Source organism: Mycolicibacterium alvei (assembly GCF_010727325.1).
GTDB classification, from domain to species: domain Bacteria; phylum Actinomycetota; class Actinomycetes; order Mycobacteriales; family Mycobacteriaceae; genus Mycobacterium; species Mycobacterium alvei.
In genome coordinates this window covers 1,195,925-1,210,445 of sequence record NZ_AP022565.1, presented here as the reverse complement: position 1 = coordinate 1,210,445, position 14,521 = coordinate 1,195,925, and the positions used below count along the sequence as shown (strand labels likewise).

General features: G+C 66.7%; 12 protein-coding genes. 8 read left to right on the top strand and 4 right to left on the bottom strand.

The genetic code is table 11. From position 1 onward, the window contains the following. Positions 1-64: 64 nt before the first annotated feature. The 6 genes from yajC (at position 65) to G6N44_RS05630 (ending at position 8,213) form a co-directional block, all read left to right on the top strand. Positions 65-412 (top strand): preprotein translocase subunit YajC, encoded by a 348-nt coding sequence (gene yajC / locus G6N44_RS05655; protein ID WP_163661898.1) that lies wholly within the window; start codon positions 65-67, stop codon positions 410-412. A 72-nt stretch (positions 413-484) separates the two neighbouring features. Next, on the top strand, positions 485-2,344 hold the full coding sequence (gene secD, locus G6N44_RS05650) for a protein translocase subunit SecD (protein WP_163661895.1): 1,860 nt from the start codon (positions 485-487) through the stop codon (positions 2,342-2,344). Positions 2,345-2,348: 4 nt separating this feature from the next. Next, positions 2,349-3,617 carry a protein translocase subunit SecF gene (gene secF / locus G6N44_RS05645; RefSeq protein ID WP_163661893.1) on the top strand — a complete coding sequence of 423 codons (1,269 nt, stop codon included), beginning with the start codon at positions 2,349-2,351 and terminating at the stop codon, positions 3,615-3,617. A 5-nt stretch (positions 3,618-3,622) separates the two neighbouring features. Continuing rightward, positions 3,623-5,290, top strand: coding sequence for an ABC transporter substrate-binding protein (locus tag G6N44_RS05640; protein WP_163661891.1), 1,668 nt, complete (start codon positions 3,623-3,625; stop codon positions 5,288-5,290). Then, complete coding sequence (locus tag G6N44_RS05635) at positions 5,287-5,814, top strand: adenine phosphoribosyltransferase (RefSeq protein WP_163661889.1); 528 nt, start codon at positions 5,287-5,289, stop codon at positions 5,812-5,814. The genes G6N44_RS05640 and G6N44_RS05635 overlap by 4 nt, the downstream gene beginning before the upstream one ends. Positions 5,815-5,855: 41 nt before the next feature. Next, complete coding sequence (locus G6N44_RS05630) at positions 5,856-8,213, top strand: RelA/SpoT family protein (protein ID WP_163669635.1); 2,358 nt, start codon at positions 5,856-5,858, stop codon at positions 8,211-8,213. A gap of 3 nt (positions 8,214-8,216) precedes the next feature. Here G6N44_RS05630 and G6N44_RS05625 read toward each other — a convergent pair whose 3' ends face one another. The 3 genes from G6N44_RS05625 to G6N44_RS05615 form a co-directional block, all read right to left on the bottom strand. Further along, the gene (locus tag G6N44_RS05625) at positions 8,217-8,696 is read right to left on the bottom strand and encodes an MPT63 family protein (RefSeq protein ID WP_163661887.1); all 480 of its coding nucleotides are present in this window, start codon (positions 8,694-8,696) and stop codon (positions 8,217-8,219) included. 89 nt (positions 8,697-8,785) lie between these two features. After that, the gene (locus tag G6N44_RS05620; protein ID WP_163661885.1) at positions 8,786-9,775 is read right to left on the bottom strand and encodes a peptidylprolyl isomerase; all 990 of its coding nucleotides are present in this window, start codon (positions 9,773-9,775) and stop codon (positions 8,786-8,788) included. 5 nt (positions 9,776-9,780) lie between these two features. Next, positions 9,781-10,656: a peptidylprolyl isomerase gene (locus tag G6N44_RS05615; protein WP_163661883.1), complete on the bottom strand. Its 876-nt coding sequence runs from the start codon at positions 10,654-10,656 to the stop codon at positions 9,781-9,783. A gap of 133 nt (positions 10,657-10,789) precedes the next feature. On the opposite strand from G6N44_RS05615, the gene G6N44_RS05610 reads away from it, so the two are divergent. Then, positions 10,790-11,455 carry an MBL fold metallo-hydrolase gene (locus G6N44_RS05610; protein ID WP_163661881.1) on the top strand — a complete coding sequence of 222 codons (666 nt, stop codon included), beginning with the start codon at positions 10,790-10,792 and terminating at the stop codon, positions 11,453-11,455. After that, on the top strand, positions 11,452-12,714 hold the full coding sequence (gene hisS, locus G6N44_RS05605; RefSeq protein ID WP_163661879.1) for a histidine--tRNA ligase: 1,263 nt from the start codon (positions 11,452-11,454) through the stop codon (positions 12,712-12,714). The genes G6N44_RS05610 and hisS overlap by 4 nt, the downstream gene beginning before the upstream one ends. Positions 12,715-12,779: 65 nt before the next feature. Here the strand turns inward: hisS and G6N44_RS05600 are convergent, their stop codons facing one another. Next, positions 12,780-14,447 (bottom strand): purine-cytosine permease family protein, encoded by a 1,668-nt coding sequence (locus G6N44_RS05600; RefSeq protein ID WP_163661877.1) that lies wholly within the window; start codon positions 14,445-14,447, stop codon positions 12,780-12,782. Positions 14,448-14,521 lie beyond the last annotated feature (74 nt).

The window sequence follows — 14,521 nt, the reverse complement described above, 5'->3', positions numbered from 1 at the left end:
TCGGCGGCGGTATCGTGGCCTCGGTCGCCCTGACTTCTGACACAACACGAAAGACATAACTGACATGGATCTCGTCATTTTCCTGCCCCTGCTGATCGTCATGGGCGCGTTTATGTTCTTCGCGTCGCGTCGTCAGCGCAAGGCCATGCAGGCAACCATCGACCTGCACAATTCCCTGCAGATCGGGGATCGCGTCCACACCACCTCGGGCCTGCAGGCCACGATCACGGGTATCACCGACGACAACGTCGACCTGGAGATCGCTCCCGGTGTCGTCACCACCTGGATGAAGCTCGCGGTGCGCGATCGCATCGAAGAGGACACCGACGACGATTTCGACGATGCGGTGGGTGCGACCGAATTGACCGAGAGCGCCGGTGTCACCGATGCCGACGGCTTCAAGAAAGACTGACCGCAGAGCACCCAGGACAAGCACGTACCCTTTGCCGTGCTGACGAACTGATCTCGAGGAGACCCTAGAAACGTGGCATCGTCTTCGGCGCCGGTGCGTCCTGCGCGCTACCTGTCGCTCTTCCTGGCCCTTCTGGTCGGCGTTTACCTGCTGGTGTTCCTCACCGGCGACAAGCAGGCGAAGCCCAAACTAGGCATTGACCTGCAGGGCGGTACCCGGGTGACGCTGACGGCGCGCACCCCGGACGGCTCGACGCCGACCAGAGAAGCACTCAATCAGGCCCAACAGATCATCAGTGCCCGCGTGGACGGTCTCGGCGTCTCGGGCTCGGAGGTCGTCATCGACGGCGACAACCTGGTGATCACCGTTCCCGGCAATGACGGCAGCGAGGCCCGCAACCTGGGCCAGACCGCCCGCCTGTACATCCGGCCCGTCGTGCACTCGATGCCCGCCAAGCCGCCGGCCGCGCAGGGACAGCAACCGGGCGCCCCCGCGGCTCCAGGCGCCCCGGGCGCCCCCGCGGCTCCGGGTGCACCTGCGGCTCCGGGCGTTGTGCCGGGGCTTCCCGGTGCGGTCCCAGGCCTCGAGCCGGGCGCGCCCGGTGAGGCTCCGGCGGTACCGCCGGCCGGCGAGCAGCCGGTGCCTCCGGCCGGTGAGCCGGTCCCGGCGCCCCAGCCGCGGCCCTACCCGCTGGACCCGGCACCCACTCCGGGTGAACCGACTCCGGCCCCGGCCCCGGGTGAGCCCGGCCCGGCACCCGCTCCCGCACCGGCACCCGCACCGGCTCCGCAACAGCCCAAGCCCGGTGATGCCAAGGCTGCTCTGGCGCAGCGTATTTCCGATGAGAAGGAACTGCGGCAGAGCACCAACCCGTCGATCCAGATCCTGGCGCTTCAGTACCAAGCCACCCGCTGCGGTGAAGAAGATGTACTCGCCGGCAACGACGATCCGAACCTGCCGTTGATCACGTGCTCGCAAGACGGGCAGACGGTGTACCTGCTCAGCAAGTCGATCATGAGCGGTGAAGAGATCGAGACCGCCTCCTCGGGCCTGGACCAGCAGCAGGGCCAGTACGTCGTCGACGTGACCTTCAAGAGTGGGGGAGCCAAGACCTGGGCCGAGTTCACCGCGGCGAACGTGGGCACTCAGACCGCCTTCACCTTGGACTCGCAGGTGGTCAGCGCACCCGAGATCCGGGAAGCGATTCCCGGTGGCAACACCCAGATCACCGGTCAGTTCAACGCGGACACGGCCAAGGAACTGGCCAACGTGCTCAAGTACGGATCGCTGCCGCTGTCGTTCGAGTCGTCGGAGGCCGAGACCGTTTCGGCGACCCTGGGCCTGTCCTCCATGCGAGCCGGTCTGATCGCAGGCGCGGTTGGTCTTGCGGCGGTGCTGCTGTACTCGTTGCTGTACTACCGGGTGCTCGGCCTGTTGGTGGCGCTGTCGCTGATCGCTGCCGGCGCGGTGGTTTTCGCCATCCTCGTGCTGCTCGGCCGCTATATCGGCTACACGCTGGACCTGGCCGGCATCGCCGGTCTGATCATCGGTATCGGCACCACCGCGGACTCCTTCGTGGTGTTCTTCGAGCGAATAAAGGACGAGATCCGCGAGGGCAGATCTTTCCGGTCGGCGGTGCCCCGAGGTTGGGCACGTGCCCGCAAGACGATCGTGTCCGGCAACGCCGTGACCTTCCTGGCTGCCGCGGTGCTGTACTTCCTGGCGATCGGTCAGGTCAAGGGCTTCGCGTTCACGTTGGGGCTGACCACGATCCTGGACATCGTGGTGGTGTTCCTGGTGACCTGGCCGCTGGTGTACCTGGCGTCCAAGTCCCCGACGATGGCAAAACCTTCCCTCAACGGCCTCGGCGCGGTGCAGCAGATCGCGCGGGAACGCCGGGAGGCTTCGCATGCGACCTCGGGACGGGGATAAGCAGATGGCAGCAAAGAATGACACCACCGGTGAGGACGTGAAGGACACCTCGGTGGAGACGCCGAGCATCGAATCCACGTCTGCGGCACTGCCCAAGCACGGATTCTTCGTCCGCCTCTACACCGGCACCGGTGCCTTCGAGGTGATCGGTCGCCGCAAGCTCTGGTATGCGGTCAGCGGCATCATCGTCGCGATCTGTATCGCCAGCATGGTGCTGCGCGGGTTCACGTTCGGGATCGACTTCGAGGGCGGCACGAAGGTGTCGATGCCGTCGGCCGGTTCCGGGGGCAACGTCTCGGTCCAACAGGTCGAGGATGTCTACAGCAAGACCCTGAACCGGACGCCCGAGTCGGTGGTGCTGGTCGGCAGCGGCGCCTCGGCAACGGTCCAGATCCGTTCGGAGACACTGTCGGAACCCGAGATCGCACAGTTGCGCACCGCGCTGTTCGACGAGTTCCACCCCAAGGGCAGTGACGGCCAGCCCAGCGAACAGGCGATCAGCGACTCGAAGGTGTCGGAGACCTGGGGCGGCCAGATCACCCACAAGGCGCTGATTGCGCTCGTGGTGTTCGTCGTGCTGGCCTCGATCTACATCGCCTGGCGCTATGAGCGCTACATGGCGATGGCCGCGATGGCCACCCTGGTGTTCGACCTCGTCGTGACCGCAGGGATCTATTCGCTGGTCGGATTCGAGGTCAGCCCGGCCACCGTGATCGGTCTGCTCACGATCCTGGGCTTCTCGCTGTACGACACGGTGATCGTGTTCGACAAGGTCGAGGAGAACACCCACGGCTTCGAGCACACCACTCGCCGAACTTTTGCCGAGCAGGCCAACCTCGCCGTCAACCAGACATTCATGCGTTCGATCAACACCAGCTTGATCTCGGTGTTGCCGATCGTGGCGCTGATGGTGGTCGCGGTATGGCTCCTGGGCGTCGGAACCCTGATGGACCTGGCTCTGGTCCAGTTGGTCGGCGTCATCGTCGGTACGTACTCGTCGATCTACTTCGCCACGCCGCTGCTCGTCTCGTTGCGCGAACGCACCGAACTGGTGCGCAAGCACACCAAGAAGGTGCTCAACCGCCGGGAGCGGGGCGCCAAGCCGGCGACGGCCACCAATGACACCGCCGCGACCTCTGAGGCCGACGACGCCGATGACAGGGCCGTGTCGGCATCGGCCGTCGCCGCACCTGCACCGGCCAAGCCGGCACCGGGCGCACGTCCGGAATCCCGGACCGGACGTCCGTCGGGCAAGCGGAACACCCGGCGGTAATCCGCATGGTTCAGTGGCGGGCCGCGGCCCGGGCCCGGACAACGGCAACCGTGGCCACCCTGTCCGTGGTCGCCGGATTGGGTCTGGCGGCATGTTCGGGCAGTTCGGCCGACGAGATCGACTACGCCGTGGACGGCACACTGACCACGTACAACACCAACACCATGGCCGGAGCCGCCTCCGCCGGGCCGCAGGCCTTCGCCCGGGCATTGACCGGGTTCGCGTATCACGGGCCGGAAGGCCAGATGGTGGCCGACAACGACTTCGGCTCGGTGTCGGTGGTGGGTCGCGCCCCACTGGTGCTCGACTACGTGATCAGCGACAAGGCCGTCTATTCCGACGGTAAGCCGATCACCTGTGACGACCTGGTGTTGACCTGGGGCGCACAGTCCGGCCGGTTCCCCGTGTTCGACGCCGCCAGCCACGCCGGCTACCGCGACATCGCATCGGTGGACTGCGTACCCGGCCAGAAGCGGGCGCGGGTGTCCTTCGCCCAGGACCGCGGATTCCTCGACTACGGCCATCTGTTCGCGGCCACCTCGCTGATGCCCGCACACGTCCTCGCCGACGAACTCGACCTGGACGACGGGGGTGTGGCCACCGCGTTGCTCAACGGCGACCAGCCGACCATCGACCGCATCGCCAAGGCGTGGAACAACAGCTGGGATCTCAAGCCCGATCTCGACCTGAAACGGTTCCCGTCGTCGGGCCCCTACCGGATCGACTCGGTGTCCGAGGACGGCGTGGTGGTCCTGGTCGCCAACGACAAATGGTGGGGCACCGCCCCCGTCACCAACCGGATCGCGGTGTGGCCGCGCGGGGCTGACATCCAGGAGCGGGTCAACCAGGGATCCTTCGACGTCGTCGACATCGAGTCCGGATCGTCGGGCCTGCTCAATCTGCCCGACGACTATGTCAGCACCGAAAGCCCGTCCGCCGGTATCGAACAGTTGATCTTCGCGCCGGGCGGTCCGCTGGGCGCCCCGGCGGCGCGACGGGCCGTCGCGCTGTGCACCCCGCGTGACGTGATCGCCCGTAACGCCGCGACGCCGATCGTCAACTCGCGGCTCAGTCCGGTCAGCGACGACGCGTTCAGTGCAGCCGAGAATGTCGGCGAGGCCGCGCAATTCGGTGTCGCCAACCCCGATGCGGCCCGCGCCACCCTGCACAACAAGCCGTTGACCGTGCGCATCGGGTATCAGACGCCCAACGCCAGACTGGCCGCGACCGTCGGAGCCATCGCGAAATCGTGTGCCGCCGCGGGCATCACCGTGCAGGACGCCGGATCGGCGACGGCGGGGCCGGTGGCGTTGCGCAACAACGAGATCGACGGATTGCTCGCCAGCACCGGTGGGGCCGCGGGCAGCGGTTCCTCGGGCTCTTCGGCGATCGACGCCTATGCCTTCCACTCGGGCAACGGCAACAACCTGTCCGCTTACTTCAACGAGCGGATCGACGGCATCATCGATGCGCAGGCCGTCACGAGCGATCCGAAGGAACTGGCCCGGCTTGCCGGGGAGGGCGCGACGATCCTGTGGAACGACATGCCGACCCTGCCGCTCTATCGCCAGCAGCGCACCGTGCTGACATCGAACAAGATGTATGCGGTGAGCAGCAATCCGACGCGGTGGGGGGCGGGCTGGAACATGGACCGCTGGAAGTTGTCGACGTGAGTGCCGATGTTTCCCGGCTGGTCAAGAAACTGATCCGGGAGGTTCCCGACTTTCCCGAGCTCGGCGTGCAGTTCAAGGACCTGACCCCGTTGCTGGCCGACGCCGAGGGCCTGGGTGCGGTGACCGATGCGTTGGCCGCCACCGCGGCCGACGCCGATCTGGTCGCCGGCCTGGACGCGCGCGGTTTCCTGCTGGGTGCCGCGGTCGCGACCCGACTCGGTATCGGCGTGCTGGCGGTACGCAAGGGCGGCAAGCTCCCGCCTCCGGTGCACAGCGTGACCTATCAGCTCGAGTACGGCAGCGCGACCCTGGAGATCCCGGCCGACGGGATTGATATCGCCGGGCGCAACGTGGTGATCGTCGACGATGTCCTGGCCACCGGCGGGACGCTGGCAGCGGCGATGCAGCTGCTCGAGGACGCCGGCGCCAACGTCCTCAGCGCCGCTGTGGTGCTGGAATTGACGGCCCTGGGTGGCCGGGACGTGGTGGCGCCGCTGAGGGTCAGCAGCCTGCACACGGTGTGAGGGATATCCTCGATATCTCAGATCAACAGCGGGAGGTGACGGTGGCCAGCGAACCGGTTACGGACACAGGCACGGGCCAGACCGCCGAGTTGCCGCCGACGCCGCCGGGTGGCACTCCACCGGCTCCCGATACGACCAAGACCAGTGCCTCGCGCCGGGTACGCGCCCGGTTGGCCCGCCGGATGACCGCGCAGCGCAGTGCCTTCAACCCGGTCCTGGAGCCCCTCGTCGCGGTGCACCGCGAGATCTATCCCAAGGCCGACCTGCAGTTGCTGCAGCGGGCCTACGACGTCGCCGACCAGCGACACGCCGACCAGTTGCGCAAATCGGGTGATCCGTACATCACCCACCCGCTGGCGGTCGCCAACATCCTGGCCGAGCTCGGGATGGACACCACCACGCTGGTCGCGGCTCTGCTGCACGACACGGTGGAGGACACCGGATACACCCTGGAGGCGTTGACCGCCGAGTTCGGGGCCGAGGTGGGGCACCTGGTCGATGGGGTCACCAAGCTGGACAAGGTGGTGCTCGGCTCGGCCGCCGAGGGCGAGACGATCCGCAAGATGATCATCGCGATGGCCCGTGACCCGCGGGTGCTGGTGATCAAGGTGGCCGATCGGCTGCACAACATGCGGACCATGCGGTTCCTGCCCCCCGAGAAGCAGGCCCGCAAGGCCCGCGAGACCCTGGAAGTCATTGCGCCGCTGGCACATCGGCTTGGTATGGCGACGGTCAAGTGGGAGCTTGAGGACCTCTCGTTCGCGATCCTGCACCCCAAGAAGTACGAGGAGATCGTGCGACTGGTCGCCGATCGGGCACCGTCGCGCGACACCTACCTGGCCAAGGTGCGCGCCGAGATCGGCGTGGCACTGAGCGCGATGAAGATCAACGCGGTGGTCGAGGGCAGGCCCAAGCACTATTGGTCGATCTACCAGAAGATGATCGTCAAGGGCCGCGACTTCGACGACATCCACGACCTGGTCGGCGTGCGGATCCTGTGCGACGAGATCCGGGACTGCTACGCGGCCGTCGGCGTCGTGCACTCGCTGTGGCAGCCGATGGCGGGCCGGTTCAAGGATTACATCGCCCAACCGCGCTACGGCGTCTACCAGTCGCTGCACACCACCGTCGTCGGCCCCGAGGGTAAGCCGCTGGAGGTGCAGATCCGCACCCGCGACATGCATCGCACCGCCGAGTACGGCATCGCGGCGCACTGGCGTTACAAAGAAGCCAAGGGCCGCAACGGAGTTCCGCCCAGCCACGCCGCCACCGAGATCGACGACATGGCCTGGATGCGCCAGTTGCTCGACTGGCAGCGGGAGGCCGCCGACCCCGGCGAGTTCCTCGAGTCCCTGCGTTACGACCTTGCGGTCAAGGAGATCTTCGTCTTCACCCCCAAGGGCGACGTGATCAATCTGCCGACCGGATCGACGCCGGTCGACTTCGCCTACGCCGTGCACACCGAGGTGGGGCACCGCTGTATCGGGGCCCGGGTCAACGGCCGGCTCGTCGCGCTGGAGCGCAAGCTGGAGAACGGTGAAGTCGTCGAGGTGTTCACCTCCAAGGCGCACAACGCCGGACCGTCACGAGACTGGCAGACCTTCGTGGTGTCGCCGCGGGCCAAGGCCAAGATCCGGCAGTGGTTCGCCAAGGAACGCCGCGAAGAAGCCTTGGAGTCCGGCAAGGACGCCATCGCGCGGGAGGTCCGCCGAGGTGGACTTCCGTTGCAGCGCTTGATCAATGCCGATTCGATGGGCGCGCTGGCCCGCGAGCTGCGCTATGTCGACGTCTCGGCCCTGTACACCGCTGTCGGTGAGGGCCACGTCTCGGCGCGCCACGTCGTGCAGCGGCTGCTCGCCCAGTTCGGCGGCGACGACGCGGCCGAGGACGAACTCGCCGAGCGGTCCACGCCCTTGACCATGCCGGTGCGTCAGCGCAGCACCGACGACACCGGCGTCGCGGTACCGGGAGCGCCGGGAACCCTGACCAAGCTCGCCAAGTGCTGTACCCCGGTGCCCGGCGACACCATCATGGGCTTCGTGACCCGCGGTGGCGGCGTCAGCGTGCACCGCACCGACTGCACGAATGCGGCGTCCCTGCAACAACAGTCGGAACGCATCATCGAGGTGAACTGGGCGCCGTCTCCGTCGTCGGTGTTCCTGGTGGCCATCCAGGTCGAGGCGCTCGACCGGCACCGTCTGCTGTCCGATGTGACCCGCGTGCTGGCCGACGAGAAGGTCAACATCCTTTCGGCGTCGGTGACGACCTCCAACGACCGGGTGGCGATCAGCCGGTTCACCTTCGAGATGGGCGATCCCAAGCACCTCGGCCACCTGCTGAGTGTGGTGCGCAACGTCGAAGGCGTGTACGACGTCTACCGCATCACCTCCGCCGCCTGAGGCCTAGCCTTCGCCCTTCCAGATCAGCAGGTCGTGGCCTCCGGCGTTGTAGACCACACTGTCCGGTTCCGCCCCGGTGACGTCGAAATACAGTTCGCCCTCGGCGGACTGACCCTGCTGCAATGTGCTCGGGTTGAGCCCTTCGGGCGCAGGCAGGACCACGACGACGCGGTAGGTCTCGCCGTTGGCGGCCCGGACGTTGAAATTCGGGATGATCGGCGTGACGCTGCCCTTGACTGCCTCGACGGTGACGTCGGCCTCCCACAGCGTCCCGGCGGGGTGGTAACCCGGGATCGTGTCGTCGGCGGGCTCGAGTTCCTCGACCGTCCAGCCGGTGACCACGGCGCCGCCCGCATCGACCAGTTCCAGGGTGGTGTCGAACGGAGTCACGGTCGGTTCGGCCATTGCGATCGGTGCGGTCGTCAAGCCGATCGCCGCGATACCGGCCACCGCCACCGATGTTCCGAACATGCGGATCTTCATGCGCCACTTCCCATTCGTCGTAGACGTTGTGTCCTGGTCACCTTGCCACAGCCACACCCGCCCGCTCCCTGAAATTGACGCAGTGCGGGTTAATCGAGTGCGACCGATGTGATTTCGACGGGGCTGGCTGGTTGGCCGTCCGTGCCGCCGTCGGCGACGCCGGCTGCGGCGATCGCATCGAGGGTGTCCAGTCCTGTCTTGTCGACGGTGCCGAACACCGTGTACGTCGGCGGCAGGAGTGAATCCTCGTACACGAGGAAGAACTGGCTGCCGTTGGTACCGGGCCCGGAATTCGCCATCGCCACGGTGCCGCGTGGGTAGACCACGGGTTGCTGCACCGCGGGGTCGGAGAGTCGATACTGGTTGGTCGGGTACTCGTTGGGGAATCGGTAACCGGGCCCACCGGTTCCGCTGCCCGACGGGTCGCCGCACTGCAGCGCCGCGAGCTCGCCCGTGGTCAGCCGGTGGCACGGGGTGCCGTCGAAGAATCCTTGGAAGGCCAGGCTGGCGAAGTTGTTCACCGTGCACGGCGCCTTGCCGTTGGCGAGCTTGAGTCCGATGCCGCCGCGATTGGTGATGATCCCGGCTTCCACCGTGGCCGGTTCGGTCGGCACCGTGCCGGTGCGCGGCGGGGTGACCGGCCTGGTGGCCGGTTCTGTGGTGGCCGGGTACTGGCAGTTGGCGCCGAGGTTCGCCGGTGGTGCGAACGCGGGCAGTCGACGGTCTGAACCGGGAGCGGCCGTGTAGCGGTCCTGCCGCGGCGTGTCGTCTGCGACTTTCACGAGGATAAAGGCGAACACCACGGCCAGCACCACCGTCACGATCGCCAGTGCCGTCATCAGGTATCCGATGACTAGACCCGCGATCGCGATGCCGCGGCCCTGTTCACCGCTGTGTTTGAGCTGCGACAGCGAAATGTGCCCGAATACGATGCCCAGCGGCGCGAACAGGACGGCACCGACCAACGACGCGACCGCCATCCCGTTGGTGCGGGCGGGCGGGGGATAACCAGCCGGATATCCCACCGGGTGACTGGGATACTCCGGCTGGTAACCGCCGTAGGGGGGCGGGACAGTCAACGGGACTAGTCCAGTGCCACGGACTTCAGCTCGACCGGCAGATTCGGCTTACCGTCGCCTCCGCCTCCGGCCACGCCGGCCGCCGCGATCTTGTCGAGGGTGGCCAGGCCGGTGTCGTCGATCTTGCCGAACACCGTGTAGTTCGGGGGCAGCTGGGAGTCCTGGTACACCAGGAAGAACTGGCTGCCGTTGGTGTTGGGCCCGGCGTTGGCCATGGCCAAGGTGCCGCGGGGGTAGAGCACGGGCTGCTGCAGCGCCGGGTTGTCCGGCTGGTACTGGTTCGTCGGATACTCGTCGGCGAACTTGTAGCCGGGGCCGCCGGTGCCCTGGCCGGTCGGATCACCGCACTGCAGCACCGACAGGCCACCCGCGGTCAGCCGATGGCACGGGGTGTCGTTGAAGTAGTTCTGGCCGGCCAGGCTCGCGAAGCTGTTCACGGTGCAGGGCGCCTTGGCGTTGTCGAGCTGCAGCCCGATGTTGCCCTGGGTGGTGACCATGCTGACGCTGACCGTGGCCGGATCGGTCGGGACCTTGCCGGTACGCGGTGGCGTGGCAGGCTTGCTGGCCGCGGCGGCGGCCGGGTACTGGCAGTCGGCGCCGAGGTCGGCAGGTGCGGCGAAGACCGGGAGCTGCCCCTGGGCGGCAGGCTGCGCCGGCGCTCCGGACGTCGCGGTGGTGGCATCCGCCGAGGCGGTCGTGCTGCCCGAGTCCTTGCCGGTGAACACGAATGTGGCCACCACCGCCCCGATGACGACGAGGGCCGCGACCGCCGTGCCCGCGATGGTCACGATGCGTCGTTTGCGTTCCTGGGCGGCACGGCGCTCCAGCTGGCGGTCCAGCTTGCGCTTGGCCGTCGCACGCCGTTGTTCGTTGGTCGGCACCGCAGCAGTCCTCCTTGTAGGCGGTCGAGATCGGCAACGAGTCTGCCAGGCGAACCTGAGTGCCGGTGCTGCGACCCGCGGTAACCGCAGGTCGCGGTGCGTCGGGAAAGCAGCGACGTGGGAAACTGGGGTCGTGTTCATTACCGGATTTCCGGCCGGGATGCTGGCGTGCAACTGCTATGTCCTGGCTGAGCGGCCAGGAGCCGACGCGATCGTCGTCGACCCGGGGCAGCGGGCGATGGACCGGCTGCGCCGGATCCTCGACGAGAACCGCCTGACCCCGGCGGCGGTCCTGCTGACCCACGGTCACCTCGATCACATCTGGTCGGCCCAGAAGGTCGCCGACAGCTACGGCTGCCCCGTCTACATCCACCCCGAAGACCGATTCATGCTGACCGACCCGATCAAAGATTTCGGGCCTGCCCTCGTGGGCCGGTTGTCCCGGCTGGCGTTCGGTGCACTGCTCTCCGAGCCCAGGCAGGTGGTCGAGTTGGACCGGGACGGCCAAACTCTCGATGTCGACGGTGTCTCGGTCACGGTCGAGCACACCCCGGGGCACACCCGGGGATCGGTGGTGTTCCGGGTGCACACGACCGTGTTCACGGGCGATACGCTGTTCCGGTCCTCGGTGGGCCGCACCGACCTGCCCGGTGGCAGCGGACGTGACCTCCTCGAGTCGATCGTGACAAAGCTGTTGGTACTCGACGATGACACCGTGGTATTACCAGGGCACGGCCCGCGCACCACCATCGGGCATGAACGCCGTACCAACCCGTTTCTCGAAGGTTTGACTCTGTGACTTCTGCATTCCAGGCCCCCAAGGGCGTGCCCGACTATCTACCGCCCGAGTCGGCGCAGTTCGTGGCGGTTCGGGACGGTCTGCTGGCCTCGGCGCGCCGGGCCGGCTACGGCGACATCGAACTGCCGATCTTCGAGGACACCGCGCTGTTCGCTCGCGGTGTGGGTGAGTCCACCGACGTGGTGTCCAAGGAGATGTACACGTTCGCCGACCGGGGTGACCGCTCGGTGACCCTGCGTCCCGAGGGCACCGCAGGGGTGATCCGCGCGGTGATCCAGCACCGCCTGGACCGGGGCGCGCTGCCGGTGAAGCTCTGCTACGCCGGGCCGTTCTTCCGCTACGAACGCCCCCAGGCCGGACGCTACCGTCAGTTGCAGCAGGTCGGCGTGGAGGCCATCGGAGTCGACGATCCGGCATTGGACGCCGAGGTGATCGCGGTCGCCGATGCCGGTTTCCGGTCGTTGGGTCTGGACGGCTTCCGCCTCGAGATCACCTCGCTGGGCGATGACACCTGCCGGCCCGCGTACCGGGAGCTGCTGCAGGCCTTCCTGTCGAAACTCGATCTGGACGAAGAAACCCAGCAACGCGCCCGGTTGAACCCGTTGCGGGTGCTCGACGACAAGCGGCCCCACGTGCGGGAGATGACCGCAGACGCCCCGCTGATGCTCGACCACCTGTCCGACAGCGCCAAGGCCCACTTCGAGGTGGTGCTGGCGCACCTCGACGCACTCGGTGTGCCGTACGTGATCAACCCGCGCATGGTGCGCGGGCTGGACTACTACACCAAGACCACTTTCGAGTTCGTGCACGACGGGCTGGGCGCGCAGTCCGGCATCGGAGGCGGTGGCCGTTATGACGGGCTGATGAGTCAGCTCGGCGGGCAGGATGTCTCGGGGATCGGCTTCGGGCTCGGTGTCGACCGCACGCTGCTCGCGCTGCAGGCCGAGGGCAAGTCGGTGACCGGTGTCGGCGGTGTCGAGGTGTTCGGTGTGCCGCTGGGCGAGGCCGCCAAGCTGGACTTGGCGAAGCTCGCCGCGCGGCTTCGGGCCGGCGGGGTGAGCGTCGACCTGGCCTACGGCGACCGCGGGCTCAAGGGGGCGATGAAGGCCGCCGACCGCTCCGGCGCCAAGTACGCGCTGGTGGCCGGCGACCGCGACATCGAGGCCGGCACCGTCGGACTCAAGGATCTCTCGACCGGCGAGCAGGTCGATGTCGCGGCCGATTCCGTTGTCGCCGAGGTTCTTTCCCGCCTCACCTAACCTTTTCACCGCGAGCGTGCATGTGCTGCCCGGCGCGCCGTCATTCGGTGACCTTTTGTACACGGTCACGCGCGGTGCTGTGCGGGCAGCACGTGGTCGGCGACCCTGTCGGTGCTCACGCACAGCGAGCACACGAAGGCATCGTGCGTCTCACACTTGAGCATGTCCGGCCGCTCGTAATCGTGATGGCAGACATGGCATTTGAGGTGAGCACCGGAGGGGTTGCCGAATTCGTCGAACATCGGCAGGTCGATACCGTCGTCGGTGCGACGCAGGTAGTACTTCCCCTTGGTGGCGACGGCGATGATCGGCGGCAGCACCAGCGCGAGGCCGATGGCGACCAGCGGCGAGTACGGGCGGATGGCCTCGCCGAGTCCGCCGAAGAATGCGATCACCGACAGTCCAGCGGCGATCAGCATCGAGCCGAAACCGACGGGGTTGAACGCATACAGCATGCCGCGCCGGAACTCGGGCTCTTTCGGGGACAGCTTGAGTAGGTACTTGTTGAACACGATGTCGCTCGCGACCACGACCACCCACGCCATGCCGCAGTTGGCGTAGAAGCCCAGGATCGTGTTGAGGAAGTCGAACATGTTGGCTTCCATCAGGATCAGTGCGATCAACAGGTTGAGTCCGAGGAACACCAGACGTCCCGGGTAGTGCTTGGTGACGCGGGTGAAGGCGTTCGTCCACGCCAGCGAACCCGAGTAGGCGTTGGTGACGTTGATCTTGATCTGGCTGATCACCACGAGCACCACGGCCAGTGTCATCGCAAGCCAACCGGGCAGGAAGTTCTCGTAGATCTCCAGGAACTGGTGCACGGGCTGGTTGGCGATTCCGGCGCTGTCGGCGACATTGGCGATCAGGTAGACCGCGAGGAAGAGCCCGACCACCTGCTTGACGGCGCCGAAGAACACCCACCCCGGCCCGGCCAGGATGAGCCAGGTCCACCAACTCCGCTTGTTCTCCGGGGTCAGCGGCGGCATGAACCGCAGATAGTCGTTCTGTTCGGCGATCTGGGCGATGAGTGACAGGCACACGCCCGCGGCCAGCAGCGTCGAGCCGAGATCGAAGCCCTTGACCCCGTTCTCTCCCTGATAGGCGAAGAACTGGCCGACCGACTCCGGATGGCTCACCACGAGGTAGACGAACGGTGCCACCATCAGGACCAGCCACAGCGGTGTCGTCCAGACCTGGAGTGTGGAAAGCGCTTTCATCCCGTAGATCACCAGGGGGAAGATGACCAGGGTGGACACCGCGTATCCCACCGACAGCGGGATGTGCAAGCCCAGCTGAAGTCCCTGGGCCATGATCGAGCCTTCGAGCGCGAAGAAGATGAAGGTGAACGTCGCGAAGATGACGTTGGTGACCACCGAGCCGTAGTAACCGAATCCGCTACCGCGCGTGACGAGGTCGAGGTCGATGTTGTACCGCGCGGAATAGTAGGCGACCGGAAATCCGGTGAGGATGACGACGACCGCGAAGATCAGGATGCCCCACAGCGCATTGACGGTGCCGTACGAGATACCGATGTTGGCGCCGATCGCGAAGTCGGCCAGGTAGGCGATGCCGCCGAGCGCGGAGATGCCCACCACCCCCGTCGACCACTTTCGGTAGCTGCGCGGCGCGAACCGCAGCGTGTAGTCCTCCAGGGTTTCCCTGGTGGCATTCATGGTGTCGAGGTGGTCCTCGACAGTGTCATCCGCCGGCTTACTGCCGAGGTCTTGTGTCATGCGGAAAAATTAAGAGCGGCTTGTTACCTCCCGATGACGGCCGTGTTCCCAGCGTGAACAGATTTCGGACGGTG